Source organism: Natrinema altunense (assembly GCF_000731985.1).
Lineage (GTDB): Archaea > Halobacteriota > Halobacteria > Halobacteriales > Natrialbaceae > Natrinema > Natrinema altunense.
The window spans coordinates 493273-510066 of sequence record NZ_JNCS01000001.1 but is presented as its reverse complement, the minus strand read 5'-3'; the positions used below and the strand labels follow the sequence as shown (position 1 = coordinate 510066).

At 54.1% G+C, this 16794-nt stretch carries 16 protein-coding genes; 11 read left to right on the top strand and 5 right to left on the bottom strand.

Annotated elements, in window-relative coordinates:
• Positions 1–169: 169 nt before the first annotated feature.
• The 9 genes from ALTAJ2_RS02620 (at position 170) to ALTAJ2_RS02575 (ending at position 11800) form a co-directional block, all read left to right on the top strand.
• Entirely contained in the window at positions 170–1765 is a 1596-nt protein-coding gene (locus ALTAJ2_RS02620) for a glycosyltransferase family 2 protein (RefSeq protein WP_007110829.1), read from the top strand.
• 50 nt (positions 1766–1815) lie between these two features.
• Positions 1816–5457 (top strand): hypothetical protein, encoded by a 3642-nt coding sequence (locus ALTAJ2_RS19030; protein WP_144240186.1) that lies wholly within the window; start codon positions 1816–1818, stop codon positions 5455–5457.
• 50 nt (positions 5458–5507) lie between these two features.
• On the top strand, positions 5508–6248 hold the full coding sequence (locus ALTAJ2_RS02610) for a hypothetical protein (RefSeq protein ID WP_007110831.1): 741 nt from the start codon (positions 5508–5510) through the stop codon (positions 6246–6248).
• A 59-nt stretch (positions 6249–6307) separates the two neighbouring features.
• Positions 6308–8314, top strand: a complete 2007-nt coding sequence (locus ALTAJ2_RS02605; protein WP_144240185.1) for a hypothetical protein — start codon at positions 6308–6310, stop codon at positions 8312–8314.
• Positions 8315–8329: 15 nt separating this feature from the next.
• Entirely contained in the window at positions 8330–9367 is a 1038-nt protein-coding gene (locus ALTAJ2_RS02600; protein WP_007110833.1) for a hypothetical protein, read from the top strand.
• A gap of 26 nt (positions 9368–9393) precedes the next feature.
• Positions 9394–9666, top strand: a complete 273-nt coding sequence (locus ALTAJ2_RS02595; RefSeq protein WP_144240184.1) for a hypothetical protein — start codon at positions 9394–9396, stop codon at positions 9664–9666.
• Between the two features lie 79 nt (positions 9667–9745).
• Complete coding sequence (locus tag ALTAJ2_RS02590; RefSeq protein WP_007110835.1) at positions 9746–10018, top strand: winged helix-turn-helix domain-containing protein; 273 nt, start codon at positions 9746–9748, stop codon at positions 10016–10018.
• Positions 10019–10110: 92 nt separating this feature from the next.
• Entirely contained in the window at positions 10111–11220 is a 1110-nt protein-coding gene (locus ALTAJ2_RS19025; protein WP_144240183.1) for a hypothetical protein, read from the top strand.
• Positions 11221–11383: 163 nt separating this feature from the next.
• Complete coding sequence (locus tag ALTAJ2_RS02575; RefSeq protein WP_007110838.1) at positions 11384–11800, top strand: hypothetical protein; 417 nt, start codon at positions 11384–11386, stop codon at positions 11798–11800.
• 16 nt (positions 11801–11816) lie between these two features.
• Here ALTAJ2_RS02575 and ALTAJ2_RS02570 read toward each other — a convergent pair whose 3' ends face one another.
• The 3 genes from ALTAJ2_RS02570 to ALTAJ2_RS02560 form a co-directional block, all read right to left on the bottom strand.
• Positions 11817–12833, bottom strand: coding sequence for a restriction endonuclease (locus ALTAJ2_RS02570; RefSeq protein ID WP_007110839.1), 1017 nt, complete (start codon positions 12831–12833; stop codon positions 11817–11819).
• Between the two features lie 320 nt (positions 12834–13153).
• Positions 13154–13369: a hypothetical protein gene (locus tag ALTAJ2_RS02565; RefSeq protein ID WP_007110840.1), complete on the bottom strand. Its 216-nt coding sequence runs from the start codon at positions 13367–13369 to the stop codon at positions 13154–13156.
• Positions 13370–13879: 510 nt separating this feature from the next.
• Positions 13880–14041, bottom strand: coding sequence for a preprotein translocase subunit Sec61beta (locus tag ALTAJ2_RS02560; protein ID WP_006185602.1), 162 nt, complete (start codon positions 14039–14041; stop codon positions 13880–13882).
• Positions 14042–14159: 118 nt separating this feature from the next.
• Between ALTAJ2_RS02560 and ALTAJ2_RS02555 the strand changes: the two genes are divergently transcribed.
• Positions 14160–14429, top strand: coding sequence for a thioredoxin family protein (locus ALTAJ2_RS02555; RefSeq protein ID WP_007110841.1), 270 nt, complete (start codon positions 14160–14162; stop codon positions 14427–14429).
• Positions 14430–14619: 190 nt separating this feature from the next.
• On the opposite strand, the gene npdG is transcribed toward ALTAJ2_RS02555, so the two are convergent.
• A complete protein-coding gene (gene npdG, locus ALTAJ2_RS02550; RefSeq protein WP_007110842.1) occupies positions 14620–15300 on the bottom strand; it encodes an NADPH-dependent F420 reductase in 681 nt (226 codons plus the stop codon).
• A gap of 166 nt (positions 15301–15466) precedes the next feature.
• A complete protein-coding gene (locus tag ALTAJ2_RS02545; protein WP_007110843.1) occupies positions 15467–15724 on the bottom strand; it encodes a hypothetical protein in 258 nt (85 codons plus the stop codon).
• Between the two features lie 108 nt (positions 15725–15832).
• Here ALTAJ2_RS02545 and ALTAJ2_RS02540 point away from each other — a divergent pair, with 108 nt between their 5' ends.
• On the top strand, positions 15833–16630 hold the full coding sequence (locus ALTAJ2_RS02540; protein ID WP_007110844.1) for a glycerophosphodiester phosphodiesterase: 798 nt from the start codon (positions 15833–15835) through the stop codon (positions 16628–16630).
• The last annotated feature ends 164 nt before the right edge of the window (positions 16631–16794 follow it).

The window sequence follows — 16794 nt, the reverse complement described above, 5'->3', positions numbered from 1 at the left end:
GTTCGGTGTTCGGCGAACACTTAAAAATACTTAGGAGAAAGTCTGTCACAGGACTATGACTTACGGAATCCAGTCTTGCCAGATACATCTACCTCGTTCAAAACCGTGTAAAGCTGTTTCGGCAGAGTACAGGGCTTGATACCGGATCACTGAGGCGAAGAGTCCTGCGATGTACGGGTGGGTCCTGTCTCTCTGGACGGGGTCGCTTCTACTGTTCGGCCCTGAGGCATTGGGGATCGCAGGGTCGATGAACGGTTTTTTGGCGGGTTCGGTCGTCGGCTTCCTGGTGGTGTCGGTCGCTGTTTTCTGGCTGTACGGGATCTACAATATCGTGGTGCAGGTCTTCGGTTATCTGCCTCGAAGCAGGCCGGAGAAGTTGAGTTTGGAGGAAGCCAGAGGGATGGATGCGGCTGTCTTGTTGCCGACGTTCAACGATTTCAGTTGGGAGACTGCGGAGGACTGCGTCGACCAGGTTCACGATGCTACCCTGTACATTCTGGATGACAGTACAGAACAGGAATACCGTGAATTGGTGGATGAGTTTGCTGAAAGTTTCGACGCGGTTGAGGTGATTCGTCGTGACAGTAGGGAGGGGTTCAAGGCTGGTGCTTTGAACCACGCGATTCAGATGATTGAGGCCGATTACTTCGCTATTGTAGACAGTGATGAACGAATCTCCCCAGGGTTTCTGAGGCAGGCTCTTCGCTATTTCTCTTCGCCTGATGTCGGTTTTGTTCAGGCGAATCACGATACTAACGAGCAGAGTTCGCGTTTTGCCCAGCTGCTTGGGAAGGGTATCGACATTCACTGGGATCGGTATATGCCGCAGAGGAACAGGTATGGTTTCGTGATGTTCCTGGGTCACGGTGCGGTCATCCGGAAGGAGGCTTGGAAGATGGCTGGTGGTTTTCCGGAGATTGTGTCGGAGGACTTGGCGTTCGCTACGCGGATCCGTGAAAACGGTTACAGAGGTGTGTTTGCGGAGGATGTCGTCTGCGGAGAAGACTTTCCTGAGGATTACTACGCGATGTGGAAGCGGCATCTGAAGTGGAGTGCTGGAACCACCGAGTACATTATCAAGGAGCTACCCCGGTTCCTGAAGAGCAGGGCAACGGTTACGGAAAAACTGGATGTCGCGTTTCCGGTCCTGAACTTGCCGCTGTCAACCCTGTTCCTGGCGTATATCTTGGCTGTGACGGCTGTGTTCGGCTTGGGCTTGGAGTTGGATTTCAGTCCAGGGTTTTACGGGATGACGGTGGCGACCTTGGCCAGTCCGGTTCTCTCCTTCCTCGTCGATATGAGGGATAAGCCGAGGCAGTTGGTGAAGTTCCTCGCAGTCAGTACAGCGGTGTACTGTAGTTTGGCTCCGACAGCGGTCAAGAAGATCGTGGAGATCCTGCGAGGGGGTGACGCGTTCTTCCATACTACGCCGAAGCAGGAGAACGGAGTCCATGTCTCTCACCAGGCACGGGTAATGCCGTTTACCGTGGTTTCCGGAGTCTTCGTCTCCCTGGTGGGCCTGGTGTATGATCTACCGTTGCTGGCGGTCGGATCTGCCTTCCTCTTGGCACCAGCCCTGATTCTGTGGAACCGTGAGTCCAAGGGTTCGAGGTGGGTGCGACGGCTTGCTTGGATGCCGCTGACCTTCCTCTTGCTCGGTGTTGTCGGTACAGGTTTGTCGATATTCGGGTATTCAGATTTTGTGACGGCAGCAGGCTTGGCAGGGCTCTCCGGGTTGTCAGGAATCCAGTTGGCCAGGGTGTAGACACTGTCCCATCCCTTCTCTTTTTAAATACTGTTTTACCAATTTTCCATATGTCTCTGCGGAAGCTGTTCCTGTTTTCAGTGGCGACACTTGCTCTACTCACCAGTGCACTCGGATCATTTGCAGGAGGGTCCGGAACATTAACTGATCCATACCAGATTGAAACATGCCAACAACTTCAGGATATGGAGAATGATTTGTCCGCTGATTATGAACTTGTAGGTGATATAAATTGTTCGGATACTGTAAACTGGAACGGTGGCTCTGGATTTGATCCAATTGGAGAAGATACTGATAATGGTTTCCGAGGGACATTTGATGGGAACGGCTATACAATTCAGAATCTCTATGTGAATAGAGATACAGAAGGTGCGGGTTTATTTGACACGGTTACTGATGCAGAATATATTAAAGATGTTTCTCTAGTTGATGTTGACATTCATTCGTCAGTAGGTAGTGCTGGGGCATTAATTGGTGGTACGACTCCATCCAATAATCTAGAGATTTATCATATATATACTAGTGGAGAAGTTAGTAGTGGGGGTGATTATGTAGGTGGCATAGTAGGCTCGCTAAACAATGCACTTGGAGGAGTAGCCAATCTAAATAGAAGTTACTCTATTGCTAATGTGAGTGGAAATCAAGACGTAGGCGGTGTTGTTGGTAATAGTAATGGGAACGGATTTATCTATCATACATATTCAGCTGCAGTGAAAGTAGGATCTGGGCAAACCAATACATATAATGTTTGTGGTAACTGCCTCTATAGTAATCCAGTTGAGAATTATTATGATAAAGAGATCGCACAATATGACTATGATTCTTCTTCTGAAACAGGGCTACTTACCCCTGAAATGACTGGATCATCTCCTGAACAAAGTATGCCAGAATTTGACTTTGAGAATACATGGTGTACACGGGAAGGAGATTATCCGGGATTAAAAGCGTTAGGTCAGTGTAACAAACTGCCGAAAGTCGCAGCAATAAATAATCCTTTGAATAATTCTGCGGTCAATTCCACAAGCCCTAATATATCAATTAATGTATCAGATCCAGATGGAGATATAATTAATGTGACCTTCTATCAGGCGGATACTGGTTCGGAGATAGGTAAGGACACGCTAAGTGATGAAGGAAATGCATCCACGGAATGGGTGAACCTTGAGTGGGGCACTAAGTACGAATGGTATGCGGTTTTGGACGATGGAAGTGCTAGTACACAGACTCAAACTTATAACTTTGAGACGCAGGATGCTCCTGATATTACCTCGGGGAAGTTTGTTGATAATCGTGTCACCTCGAATGCGAAGCTTCTATTCGAGGTTGATGATAAGGGAGAGAAAGATATTGATACCTGGAGTGGTGGCGGTAATTTAAGTTTGTTGACTAATTCTCAAATGGATGTTGACATCACTCCTCCTGTCTCCTCTGATTATAGCGTTTCAGACAATTATGGGGCAACCGGTAAGAGCTACAGTATAGATATTTCTGAGACTGATTCAGGTCTCCGGGGAGATGATTTCAGCCACACGTTGTCGACGCAGAGGGTGAACAGGACAGTTGAGATTTTCAACGACGCTACCTCCAGCATCGATTACAACCTGACGCTTCAGAACTACGGATCAGTCATCCAGGGCGAGTCGTGGAACGGTACTATCCCTGCATCCGGCAGTGTTCAGCACACCGGAGTCTGGGAGAATGATTGGATCACTGGTCAGACGGAATCCAGTTACAGCAAGTACGAGGATAGTGGTTTTGACCACGGTGAGGATGAGCAGGTATTGGTGAATCAGACTCAGCTTGTTGTGGATAACAGTCGGTCGTTCCAGTTCTCCGGTGTAGACCTCTCCTCGGTATGCAGTCAGACCACAACAGATGACGTTCCGTCTGGTCAGGGTGTGACGGTGGCGATGGATTGTAACAGGCCGACTTTCACTGTGGATTTCATCGACGAATCCAACAGTTCCTTGTTTGAGGACAGAGCGTTTGGCCAGGGTCTCGATACTCAGGGAGTCAGTCGCAGGAAGAATTTGACTGAGACTGGTGGCTACAGTTGGACCGGTGTGAATGTTTCAAGCCCTGAGATGCCTGGTAGTTGTGTGAACTGTGGTCAGCGTGAGGTCGATGTTGACGCAGACTCAACATCATCAGTCTACTATAACTCGACGGGTGACTGGATCGATGCCAGTGTCAAGGTTTTCGAGAAGGGTCAGTATGGTGCGGCGGACTTGGATCAGCAGTCGTTCTACAATCAGACCAGTCTTGAGGCTTCGAACTCTCGGAGTGTGAGCTTTACCTCGGTGGATCTGTCTTCGAAGTGTTCGGTGACGACTTCAGCGGAGGTTCCGCCGGGTAGCAGTATGGTGACGACGGCCTGCACCAATTCCACGTTTTCCGGAGATTGGATTCAGAACGAGGTGAATGAATCCACTCGGTTCCAGGAAGGTAGTGTTGTAATCGGTGACGGTGTTTCCGAATTGTACCGTGCCGGTCAGAATGTCTCGGTGGCGAACACGAGAAGCGATGTCAATTTGACCGTGGACTTCTCCGGTAAGCTGGTCGAGGAGCAGGGATGTAGCGTGGTGGACTCGGTTCGAACGGTCAGGGCTTCAACGACTGCGGAGTTCGAGTTTGAGAAGATGTGCAGTCCTGGTGAAGTTGTAAGCCATAAACCGGTGCAGAAGACGGAGACGGCGACTGATTTCAAGTATACGTACCGTGGGGAGTTCGAGGTTTACTCGAACTTGACTGAGGAGGAGCCGATTACCTTTGCGGTGGAGAGAAGCCGGTTGTCGAACTTTGAGGAGAGGCTGCCGACCGAGACAGAGGTCTATGTCGACGGGCGTGATAGCGGTCTGTCGGTTGATCAGCGGTATTTCAACGATACGGAGTATGTGACGGTTGAGGTGCCGGATGACTTTGGGAATTCGTCGCTGCACGAAGGAAGTCATTCTATGAAACTGGTTTACTATGAGTCGAAGTCGCCGGGTGGGACCTCTGGAGGAGGAAGCACCGGCGGTGGAGTCGTAGGCGGTGGTAGTTCTCAACCTCAGGAGACTGTGGAGAATGTGACTGGTGAGTATAATTGGACGGTGTCGGCAGCAGTCGCCAGTGACACGCAGAAATTCACTGTTGCCCGAGCTCCAGGCGATACTTTCGAGAAGCAGATCCTCTTGGAGAACACAGGTAGTGAGGAAGTGCCGTTGAATATCTCCTGTACCTCCCAGGATGACTTCTGTCGGTATGTGGATCTCGAGGTTGACCGTGTAGTGTTGAATACTGGTTCGTTCAATCAGAAGCAGGTAACAGTTTCAGGTAATATCCCGGCGAATGCGTCGGCTGGTTCCAGCTACACCTTCCGGATCCTGGTAGAGGATCCTTCCAGTACAGGTCTTGGCAGTGAGGGTGCTGCGACGGTCGACTTCCTGGTCACCGTTTCGGACTTTTTCGGCGGCATCGTAAGTTACGCGAATAAGTTGACGGAGTGGAGGGAGCTGGAGTCGCCGTTCGGAATCGGGAACCCGATCCCGTACCCATTCGCCTTGCTTCCACTCTTGTCGGCTGCGGTAGTCGGCCTTACCGCCTTGGGAATCCGTCGATTGTTGGAGATTGAGTCGTCGGCCTTAGTACAGGCTTCCCATTTCGGATTGATTGTGCTCACCTTCTTGGTCTCGGTGCCGTTGTGGCCGTGAGAAGACCTTTAAGCATCAGAATCGAATCAGGAAGTGTTCAGTAATGACTGGTGAGTGTGTTCAACGATGAGCCGCTGTTTGACATAAGAATCGAGGAGAGGGATGATGAGGACGGTGTCAACGTGCATTTCGGCGGTGACACGTTAGGATTCAATCCGACTACGGAGGATCCTGGTTTCTCACTGACTCCGGACTGGAACAGTCATCACTTTACGTTGGCTGTGCCGGAGGACTCGGTTTTGTACCACCTGACCGAAGAGGGTGTTGAGAACAACGAGGGTGACCGGCCTGGTAAAGGAAATCTTCAGCCTGGAGAGTTCATCGCGGATGTGTACGGTTCGGTTCGGGCTTTGGGTCCGGTAGTGCCGGCGGAGCGGTTGCCGGTCGAAGAGGTTGGCAGGCCGGAATTCAGTGAGGTGAAGTCGTATTTGATTGAGAAGGGTGTCTTGGAGGAGACTGATGCCGGGTTTACTGTTGACCGAACTCGGAAGGAGCAGTTGGTTTCTAGCTTCCATACGGATGCTCGTAGAAAGTACGAGTTCTACGAACGAGTCCTGGAGTGGGTTGAGGTTGACGAGGCACTGGAGACCGGTCGAGTGGTCTATGCGGTTCCGGATCTGGATACGGTTTGGCTGCTGTTCTTCTTCCCGGATGACTATGTGAGCGTTGTCGGGCTCAGACAGTTCTACGCCACTCTGGAACTACTTGCTGGTCTACGGGAGTCAGAGTCGGGCGGGTCTGGATCTCAGGCGTTGCACTACTTGTCCCGGGCGTTGAATCACGAGGAGTGAGAGCGGTCTAACCCCCTTGTTTCTTAAATGGAATTTGACATATTTCTTGTATGCGGGCGGTGTCTGATTTCCTGAAGAATAAGTGGGTAGCAGTACCTGCTGTCGCTCTTCTAATCCTCAGTCTCGGTTTTCTGGCGCAGAACTATATTACAGGGTCGTTTGTCAGCGGTGATCAGATAGAGTATACCAGTAATTCGGAGTTCTTCGATGGCGAGGTCTTCGTCATCAACTATATCGGTGACAGGACGACCGACAAGATACACGCGGAGATCCCGGCATCTGAGTTAGCCAGTGCTGCTGACGGAGAAGTCACGAAGGAATTGACGATCGACATCACCTCGCAAGAGACTTACGCCCGGTATAGTACGACATCGACGAGCCTGAGCAGGATTTACGCTTTCAAGGCGATCAATTCGGAGGTGTTTACTGATACGTCTTCTTCGGAGGTTGAGTCTCGGAAGCAGTCTTGGGCGGAGCAGAACTGCTACGATATAGACGGTGATTCGGAGATTGAGCAGGGTGATGATTACACTCAGCGGTTCTGGGTGGATGGTGCGATTGCGGATTACTACAATGCTCAGGTGTACTGTGTTCGGGAAAATGGATACTATGGGAATATCGCGGAGTTGAGTTCGCCTGACAAGGAGTTTGAGGCAGAGGTCGAGGTGAAGGCGGATGGTGAGACACCTCAGTCGACCACTCTAAGTAACTCAGATCTTGGTCAGGGAAGATGCGACAACATCGGGGAGTATGTCAGGGCTTGCTGGACCGGTTTGAATCCGACCGGTGAAGGAGTTCCTGAGCCGTATAATGTCTACGCAATTCACAGCAACACGTTCTCCCCGGAGTGGAGAGTAATCTCAGCGGAGCGGTACTCGTCGTACAACAGCTATGTCGAGAACAATCTGTACAGTCAGATCGAGGCTTGGAAGGAAGGATCTCTGAGTCAGGAAGAGGTTGTCTCGACTGCGAATGATCAGGCGGCTCAAGCAGCTCAAAGAGTTTCCTCTGGCAGCTTTACTGATTACCAGGTGGAGGACTCTTCCTACGAGAATGGGCAGATCCGGTTGAATCCGAGTTATGATATTGCCTGGCCGGAGTTCACGTTCTACGTGGACGGTGCGGACTATATCTCGGTTGAGAAGCCGGTAGGTGAGCCGAGGATAGTGAATGTTGAAGGAGATGAGTTTGGTGAGAAGCAGTCTGGCACTGTTACAGCCGAAGTGGAGAACACGGCGAGCTACGAAGGAAGTTTCTCTGCCAGGGTTTCCAAGTGTAGCGATAGCTTCGGTTATGATTCGTTGCAGGAGACAAAGACTGTGGGTCCCGGTGAGACTGTTTCCTTCGATTTCCGGGTGAGCTTCACTTCGGATAGTTTCGATCAGAAAACGGTCTCTGGTAGCTGTGAGATCGTGGTTTCTGATACCGGTGATTCCTCAAATAGTGATACCGCGGTAGTGGATGTTGAGGCTACTCAGAGTAATGAGTGTACTCCGAACGAGGAGTTCGTCAGGACGATCAACTCAACTCACTCCAGGATCCTCGAGTGTAGCAGTGATGGTTTGACCACGACCGAAGTAGATGTCTGTGGAGACGGTGAGGAAGCAGCCTTCAGAGATAGCTCTTGGACCTGTGTATCTGATGGAACTCTTCCTGGAGGCGGTGACGGATCCGGAGGTTCCGGTGGCGGAGGAGATACGGATGACTGTGTAGTGTTTGCCGTGGGAGATCTGGAGATTGAGGATCCGTTCTGTGCGGATGGTCCGTTGGAAATGCTGTCGAAGATGTTCCACTTGGTGGCAGGGACAGCGGTAGCGTTCTTCACGGGAAGCCTGGGTTACAGGGCTGGTCGTTGGGTTGACGGCGAGTACCAGATTAAGGGAGGTTTCGACCCGTTAAAATCTCGAAGCGTATCCCGCGCTAAGAGAGGAAGATTCCTGATAGGACTGATCGCTGAATTGGTTTCGTTCCTGCTCGGGTTCTATGTGATCCTCTTGGTGCCGATATGGGCACAGTTGATGGTGATCCTGGGATACGTCCTGTTCAAGTATTATACGCCGTTTTGAAGGTGAGAATCACTGATGGTGGAGCTTGATCCGAAGTCGAAGACGTTTGCAATTCCTGCAACCCTGTTAGCCGTAGTTGTCCTGGTGGCAGCTGCCTTTACGTTCACTCAGAGTACTTTCGTGGAGTCGTCGAAGCAGGAGGAGATTACGTTCTACCACGTCACGGACGGTGCGTACAGCTACGACGATTTGCAGGATACTTTCGACCAGAGTTATGCTGGTGTCCACGGTGATACGGCCCGGATCGGTGACTACCGTTTTGTCTTGGATCCTCAGGAGTCGAATGCGGCCTACGGAAAGTATGATGCTGATTCGTGTTTCGCGGTGCCGCGTGTGGAGAGGAACGGCCAGGTAGTTGATGACTACAGTTTGAACGGGAATCCGATAGTTGACTACTCTTCGTGGGTTGACAAGGAGGGCTCGGAGAACAACGAGGCTGATTACGGAGATCTCACCGCTGTTTTTGCGCAGCCGTTGTACCGGGAGACAGCGGTTCACTGGGGTACTTACTACGGTGTTGATACCTGCTATGGTCCGTTGAACAGGTACAGTATCCAGGTTCCGTTTGAGCAGTTGTCGATGACTGCGGAAGCCCCGGAGAATGTCACCGAGGGCGAACTGGTGGTAGTCGATGTACGGTTTGAGAACGGTTGGAAGCCGTTGGAGGCTGACTTGACCGGTGAGGCGTGTATCTCTGGCTACTGCAGTGAGTTTTCGAGGAGTAATGTGTCTGTCCCGGTCGGTGGTCGGACAGTTTCGGTGGAAGCTGCGGAGCCGGTAGCGAACTTTACCGGTGAGGTTTCTGTTGATGTCGGCGGCCAGCTGGGACTGGATATGCAGGAGTTCGAGACGGAGAATGTGGTGACGGATTGTGATAGTGATGGAGAGAATGAGGATGCTTCACGGTGTAGTACGGTGCAGATCGCTGAGCTTGACGGCGGCCAGGTGGTGAATGTTGTACCTGCTCCTGAGGAGCCGCCAAGTGACTCTGGCTTCCTCGACGGCTTCCTACAAATGCTGCAACCCGTAATCTGGTTCTTGACTGCCGGGTGATGTCGTTGAGTAATGTGTCGCAGATAGTGGGGAATCAGACGGGGTCGTTGAATTATAGTGAGGCGATCCGGGTGTTGTCGAGTCCGGAGTCGGCGGAGCAGGCGTTGATGCTGTTTCAGTTGGAGAGCTCCTTGGCGGTCGTGTTGACTTTGCTGGCTTTTCTTCCGACGGCGGCGTTGCTGGTTACCGGTGCTTTCCTGGACGTGCTTGATGATTCCTGGTTCTGGCTGTTGTTGCTGGCTGAGGTCTCGGTGTCGATGATCGTCCTGGGGTTGGTCCCGTTCTTGCTCTCACTGTAGATCTGTGTTCGGCCCTCAGTGAACTCTTATAAATGTGTGATGAGATACAGTTCTTAGGAGATTTTTGAGGTGGATTGATATGGAATACGTGGTACTGAGGAGTTCGGTGATCGGCAAACTGAATGAGACGAAGCAGGAGATATTGGAAGAGTTAGAAATGGCTGACGGTGACGGTATGCGGGTGAAGGATCTGGCCAGCTCCTTGGATAAGAGCAAGGGGCATATCTCCGATCAAGTCTCTGATCTGGAGGAGGTTGACCTGGTGGAGAAGCGGGTTGCTGACGATGGAAGGCAGCGTGTCTTCCTCAGTGACGACATCCGGTTCCTAAATAAAGCCGACTTTCCTCGATAGATTTCAGCCGTTAACTGGGGTATATTCTAACCACCTAATAGGGTTACAGTATCCCGAGTAGGTTTTTGTGTTGCTGCTATGGAATAGTCTGTATGGATCAGAACCAATTCGAACAGCAGTTTCCAGATATAGCGGCGAGGTTTGGCCAGAATTTTTGGAATGATGCGCCTCCGGAACACCCGATCAAATATAATATCTCAAGAGACAACTCGAAGTTTTTCGACTACTTGTCGAAGCTCACAAGTCAGACGCCAGTAGACAAGATCGTTTCTCAATATCAAAATAATCTGTTCAATATCAGCAAGTTCCGTGCGTTTGAGAGCGAAATGGTTGGATATGTGGCGACTGATAGATGGCTTTGCTCTAACCCGACTGTATTAGATGTAAAGGGTACTTCTGGCCTGCCTGAGTTCGAGTGTACTGATTTTGATGTTGAAGTCGCTAGGGTCCTCGAATCGACTGAAGTTGATCAAATAAGAGCTTGGCTTGAAGATGAATTTGGAGGTGGATGCCAGGCGATTGTCGAAAAGAAGTCTAAGTACGACAATTACGCGAGTGGCAACCCTGCCTGGAAGCAGAACGAAAAGCAGGTCGAGAAGGTTCTTAACAAGTTGGATGGGTACAGTAAAAGCGATATTCCGTTCACAATCAATACGAACGCCCTCCGCGTCGAAGTGGTGCAATCTAACGCGAAAGATGTGGGTTACTTCGGGACATCGAGTGCTTCAAGGATTGTACCTGATGAGGACGACGACATTCCAGGAGTGATCAAGTCCAAAGCTAGCAAGTGCCGCAATAATCGTCCTCTCATAGTATTCCTTGATCTGGACGATCAGACTGTGGATTGCGTTAGGGAGGTTATTGACAAGACGATCGGGGAAACGTTCGGATTTGGACTGAAAAGCGATGTTCAACAGTCGCAACACATCAAGAATGTAGATACTGCCTGGGAAGACTATCTTGAAGAGATCGGAGTGGTTCCCGATGGTGGGACGGGTAGCTATCCAGCGATCAAACCAGGAGATGAGGGCGTTTTCATCGAGAATGATGTATCCTGTATTGCTGGAGTTCTCTTCCGACTCTATCATGGAGAGGTAGGCTATATCCCGAATGTCTATACGAACGATGTTGACGCCAAGAAGATCTATGACTCGCTTGATTGGGGATTAGATACTCAGTCGTTGGAAGCGAGTGATATCTGAAAAGAGGTTCTTGAGGGATCTACTTCTATCAGTAGAACTCTCTGGGATTTGGAAGGGTACCTCTCCACAGTCTTTTTACATCTATTTCTCCCTATTTCAGTCAAGGAGGTTTCTCCCGCCTGTGCGGGGTTCTTCCTGAGGAAGTAGAGGTGTGTCTTGCTGAGTGGTTGATGACGACTTGTATGATGAGCTGGAGCCGTCGGAAAACGGTGACCGGTATTCGTGGAGTGATGCTGTTGAGGACTTGGAAGAGCCTCGGAGAAAGAAATTGGAGAGGAAGAGGCGGAAGCTGAGTCGGAAGAGATCCCAGCTTGAGGGTGTGAAGGAGCGTCGGGATGAAATCTTGGAGGATCTGGATGATGCGATTGAGGAGAATCGTGACCGGCTTCGAAGATCTCAGGGATTTGCCGGCGGTGATACTGAGGAGTTCCGTGAACGGATCCAGGAACTGCAGAGGGAGAAGCGGGATAAGAAGCAGCGTTTTGCCGATCGGATTGACCAGGTTCGGGACGAGATCTTGGAACTTCAAGAAGAGATCGAGAAGCTGGAGGATATCAAGCCAGTTGATGAATTGCTTTGAGCGCAGTATCACTTAGTCAACGGACGTCTTCTTCGAAGGCTGTGATCGCTTCCTCGATAGATATGAGGTCTAGATCCGTGTCGCCTTCTTCGAGAACGTCTTCCATATACAGGTCGTATTCTTCGTAGGCGTCCATCTCGAATTCGAGTTCAGCAGGGTCAAGACTCTCTACCTTGTATTCGATTTCTGTTAGTCTGAAGAAGTGGTCGTTGAGGAGCAGAAGTCTATTGTCGATGTTTTCGGTATAGGTGCCGGGTGACTTGTCGTAGATTGCTTCCTGAACTCTCTGGTGGAGGTTCTTTCCTATCGGATTTTTGTTTTCGTCGAATAGAGCATCGCCGCTGGTTACATTGACCTGCATTTGATCGCCGTCATAGTCTTCATTCGGAAGGGGTTCGACGCCGATATCTGTTACTTCAGCTTGAGTGGGCCGTATTTCGAGATTGATGTTGAATTTCATCATTTGGCTTTCGCCGACATCTCGGGTAAGTTCGTCAAGTCTGTAGAGTTCCATTTCGGCGTCTCTGGCGAGTGCTTTAGCTCCAGACTGGAATCCGTTCCTGGCGATTATCATCGCTTTGTTGGCTGATGAGTTATCTCGGTACCAGGCCATCGCAGCGGGTACATCTTGATCAACCGCTTTCTCGTGTAGCTTGCATTCGATGATGACCAGGAACTGGTGGCCTCCTTGGGTGATCCAGACTGCTACGTCGACTTCTTTTGAGTCGCCTCGGCTGAGGTCGAGGTCGTAGTGTCTTTCGACTTTGTCGACCTCTTCGGTGGCTTCCATACCCGCGACTATGATTTCGTAGAGGTCGTCGGTGAGATTGTCTGTTTCTATTTCGTCGGCTATGATTTCTTCTTCGAGGTAGTCTTGATGTACGCCGGAGACGTGACTTCGTGACCACTTGGTTTGGTCAGCTATCTCCTGGTGAGTGAGCTCAGGTTTTTCGATGGCGATTTCGATTATTTCCTCTTGGGCTTCGGTTAGGTCCTCCTTGTCGACATCCTGTTTCAGATATTTGCGTTTCATAGAGGGTGTTCGTCTTGTTGATGTGGGTTACCAAAGGGTCTGGTAAAGTGCCTTGGGTCAGGTACCGGTGGATCTATCTCGCGGGTGCGCCTGTGTGAATGGTTTAAGATTTGGTGCCGTAAGGCTTAGTAAGCGGACGTGCGTGTTGCATTCCGCCTATGCTTGGCACCAAGGTTGTGGCCTCGGCACTCATAGGGCTCGTCAGCGCCGGATGCCGAGTCCGACTCGGAGCGGGTGCATCGTCATCGGCCACGCGACTCTACTGCCGTCGTTCCAAAGACGGTTTGGGTTCGCTCGAGCGATCGCTGCCGACTGCAGACTTACGAGCCGCGTTCCGTGTCCGCGGTCGCGACGGCCGCGTTCCACTCGTCGATCAAGTTCTCGAGTCGGTCCGTGTTGCCGTGTGAAAACATCCGCTGGGCGCGGTCGGCGGCCGGCCGCGGATCGGCGACATCGCTCGAGGGGGTCGGTCGCGTGCGAGTGGTCGTTCGTGTCGGTTCGGCGTCGGTCGGGGGCTGTAGGGGTTGTGTGCTCATGTCGGTCGGGATGGGGTATCGTCGAAAATCGGTACTCGTCGTCAACGGGGACTCAGGCTGCTACGTGTACGACCGACATCTGTACGCACCCCTTCGCACCACTAGAACATAAAAGTTCATGATGAATACGATATCTGCGAGTTAGTGTCCGGAAACAAATAACACGACGACACCCGCGTGGATAGAGGGCACGAGTACTGGAGCCGCGTCCGTCACACGTGGTTCGTGACTCGAGCATCGCCGCCGCCCGGAACCTCGGGGCGGACCGCGCGACCTGCAAGTGGCTCGCAGTTCGTCGGCGCGGACACGCGAGTGCGGAGAACTGCCTATTGCTCGGCTTCGACGAAGCCGAGGGGGGCCGCGGCTGTGAGGTCCTATTACCAGTTCACGGGGCTGCACCGGGCGACGACCGATCGCGAACGAGCAACTGACCGATCTAGAAAAACGACGACAGTGCGCTCGCTCCTCGAGCTGACGGAACACGCAAGCGGCGGGGGTCGCGGACCCGCGTTACGAGACGAACGTCAGCAGTTGGACCAGCACGCCCAGCAGGACGCCGAATGCGATGACCGTCTTGGGATCGATTCGAATGGCGTTCGAGTCCTCGGAGTCGAAGTACCGGACCAATCCGGCACTGGACATCAGCCCGCCGGTGTTCTGTCCTTTATCCATACCCGTTCCTATGCGGCCCTGAAACTAAACCTTTCGACCGTGCCGCGTCGCCGATCACGGCAACTCCTTGGGCGTGGGAAACCCTTATGCGCGGCGCGGGGCAACTAGCGTTGACCGCATGACTGTCACCCTTAAGGACTTCTACGCGGACTGGTGTGGCCCCTGCAAGACCCAGGATCCGATCCTCGAGGAACTCGAGGACGACTGGGAGGGCCGATTCGAAGTCGAGAAAGTAAACGTCGACGAACAACAGGATATCGCCAACGAATACCAGGTCCGATCGCTGCCGACGCTGATTATCGAAAACGACGACGGGATTGTCGAACGCTTCGTCGGTGTCACCCAGCGCGACGACATCGAGGACGCCCTCGAGTCGGCCGGCGCGTAGGGACGACCACCAGCGCGTTCATTCGTTCGATCGTTCGAATCGGGAAGCCGAAGCACTGTTTCGTGTCGATTCGGGCTTGAGTCGGGGAGCGACGGGCGGGTCGCATCGAGTCGGCGTCGCCTCTCGTGGCCGCTGACCGTCACGACACTCATAGTCGCACGAGGGCTGTCCGAGCAGCGTGTAAACCGGGTCAATTGCTCCCATCGATCCACTTCACGCCGACATCGTGCATCTCCTCGTTGTACTTCGCGATATTGATGACCAGCGGCGTGACGCTCTCGACTTCGGCGGCGTTGGCAAGCGGCCCGGCCTCGAGCGCGCGCAGTCCCTCGATCTCGTTGGCGACCGTCAGGACGGTGTCCGCGGCGGCGTCGTCGTCGGCGACGACGAGCGTATCCAGATCGAGATCGTGCTCGAGGTTCGACAGCGCGTCGGCCGCGAGGTTGTGGAAGGCACCGACGACCGGTACCTCGTCGGGGGCTCGCTGTGCGACGAGTTGGGTGACGCTGCCGGCCTCCGGCGGGTGATAGTGAAGGCCGTCCTCGTCGCCCTGCATGCCGACGGCAGGGGTGACCAGCACCGAGTCCGAATCGAGGTTGTCGGCGACCGCGTCGACCGTATCGCCGACGTAGTACGGCGGGACGCTGAGGATCACGATGTCCGCGCGGTCGGCTGCCATCTCGTTGCCGAAGCCCTTGATATCGATCTCGTCGGTCCGGTCCGCGAGCGCGCCTTCGTACGCCGCGACCGCGTCGCGAGCCTTCTCGGGGTCCCGCGAGCCGATGAGGATCTCGTGGCTCGTATCGCGTGCAAACCGCAGCGCGAGTCCTTCGCCGATATCGCCGGTGCCGCCGAGTAGTGCAATTCGCATACGCACCTCTCGGGACGGCACTCGAATAAAAGGGCCGGGGCGCGGCCGATCTCGCCGCGTTCTCGGACGGCTCGAGCGGAGCAGCGATCGGTGGCGATCCACTACGGAAGTCCGTATCAACGGCGGTGGCACGTGCCGTGACGCGATGAGGAAGGCACGAACGAACTCAGGGGGCGTCGTCTTCGGTCGGGTTCATCGCCGACCCCAGTCCGCCGTCGTAGGCGTCGCGCTCGGACACCTCGCGGAGCCGCTGCTCGAGTCGCGTCTCGAGTTCCTGCCGGCGGGACTCGTCGATATCGGACTCGGTCGACAGCGCCCGCACGTCCTGTCGGGCCGTCCGTAACACGGAGATCGCCGCCTCGGTCTCGAGGTCGGTTGCGCGATCGAGGGCGCGCTCGACGTCCGCGAGCGTGGGGTCGGTCATAGTGGCAATTCGCGGGGCAGTCGGATCAAAGACCGGCCGGGACGCGCCACGTCATCGCCGCGAGCGGGACGCCGCAGCTTCCATTACCCCGCCGGTCGACGGACCGCTATGGCCCGTCCCGCCGTCATCGCCCACCGCGGCTTCGCCGGCGTTGCACCCGAGAACACCGTCGAAGCGGCGACTCGAGCGGCCGACCGCGAGGAGACCGCGATGATCGAGATCGACGTGCAACCGGCTGCCTGCGGAACCCCGGTCGTCGTCCACGACGAGCGGCTCTCGGGGTCCCGCGACGGCCGTCCACTGACCGACGCGACCGGGTTCGTCCGGGAGACGCCGCTCGAGGCGCTCCGGGAGGCGCGAGTACTCGGAACCGACGCGACGGTCCCGACGCTCGCCGAGTTGCTCGCGGCCGTCCCCGAGACCGTCGGCGTCAACGTCGAACTGAAAGCCCCTGGAACTCGGGAGCGACGACCCGGCGAATCGCTCCCGCCGGCCGAGTGCGCCGAGCGCCGCGCAGTCTGGCAGCCGTTCGTCGACCGCGTCGTCGCCGACTGCGCGGCCTTCGGCGGCGACCTGCTCTTGTCGTCGTTCTGCGAGGGGGCCATCGCAGCGCTGCGCGAGAGTGCCCCGTACGCGGCCGCCCCGCTGCTCGGGGACGACCTCGTGGCCGGCCTCGAGATCGCGCGCCGGTACGACTGCGAGGCGATTCACCCGCCGCGAAACGCCGTTCTCGAGACGGCCGACGACGGCGGGTGGGATACCGACCTCGAGCGGGACATCGTCGAAGTGGCCCACGACGAGGTACGGACGGTCAACGCCTGGACGGCGCGGAACTGGGTCCAATTCGACGCGCTCGCAGCGGCCGGCGTCGACGGAATCATCGCGGACTACCCCGGGTTATCGTAGCAACTGAAACGATTGATACACTGATCGCAACGCTGTCGTTCGATCAGGTGTGCACTGACGTTCAGTTGCTACGATAGGCGGTGGCTCGAGCGACCGGGCGCAACACTCGACCTGACCGTGGGAGAGCGTCGGCTCGAGACGGGCGAGGCTATTCGAGGACTCGT

Coding starts and splice junctions, on each gene's coding strand:
- ALTAJ2_RS02620 (WP_007110829.1), top strand. CDS start 170: ATGTACGGGTGGGTCCTGTCTCTCTGGACGGGGTCGCTTCTACTGTTC.
- ALTAJ2_RS02545 (WP_007110843.1), bottom strand. CDS start 15,724: ATGACCGACCCCACGCTCGCGGACGTCGAGCGCGCCCTCGATCGCGCA.
- ALTAJ2_RS02565 (WP_007110840.1), bottom strand. CDS start 13,369: ATGAGCACACAACCCCTACAGCCCCCGACCGACGCCGAACCGACACGA.
- ALTAJ2_RS02600 (WP_007110833.1), top strand. CDS start 8,330: ATGGTGGAGCTTGATCCGAAGTCGAAGACGTTTGCAATTCCTGCAACC.
- ALTAJ2_RS19025 (WP_144240183.1), top strand. CDS start 10,111: ATGGATCAGAACCAATTCGAACAGCAGTTTCCAGATATAGCGGCGAGG.
- ALTAJ2_RS02570 (WP_007110839.1), bottom strand. CDS start 12,833: ATGAAACGCAAATATCTGAAACAGGATGTCGACAAGGAGGACCTAACC.
- ALTAJ2_RS02540 (WP_007110844.1), top strand. CDS start 15,833: ATGGCCCGTCCCGCCGTCATCGCCCACCGCGGCTTCGCCGGCGTTGCA.
- ALTAJ2_RS19030 (WP_144240186.1), top strand. CDS start 1,816: ATGTCTCTGCGGAAGCTGTTCCTGTTTTCAGTGGCGACACTTGCTCTA.
- npdG (WP_007110842.1), bottom strand. CDS start 15,300: ATGCGAATTGCACTACTCGGCGGCACCGGCGATATCGGCGAAGGACTC.
- ALTAJ2_RS02555 (WP_007110841.1), top strand. CDS start 14,160: ATGACTGTCACCCTTAAGGACTTCTACGCGGACTGGTGTGGCCCCTGC.
- ALTAJ2_RS02560 (WP_006185602.1), bottom strand. CDS start 14,041: ATGGATAAAGGACAGAACACCGGCGGGCTGATGTCCAGTGCCGGATTG.
- ALTAJ2_RS02590 (WP_007110835.1), top strand. CDS start 9,746: ATGGAATACGTGGTACTGAGGAGTTCGGTGATCGGCAAACTGAATGAG.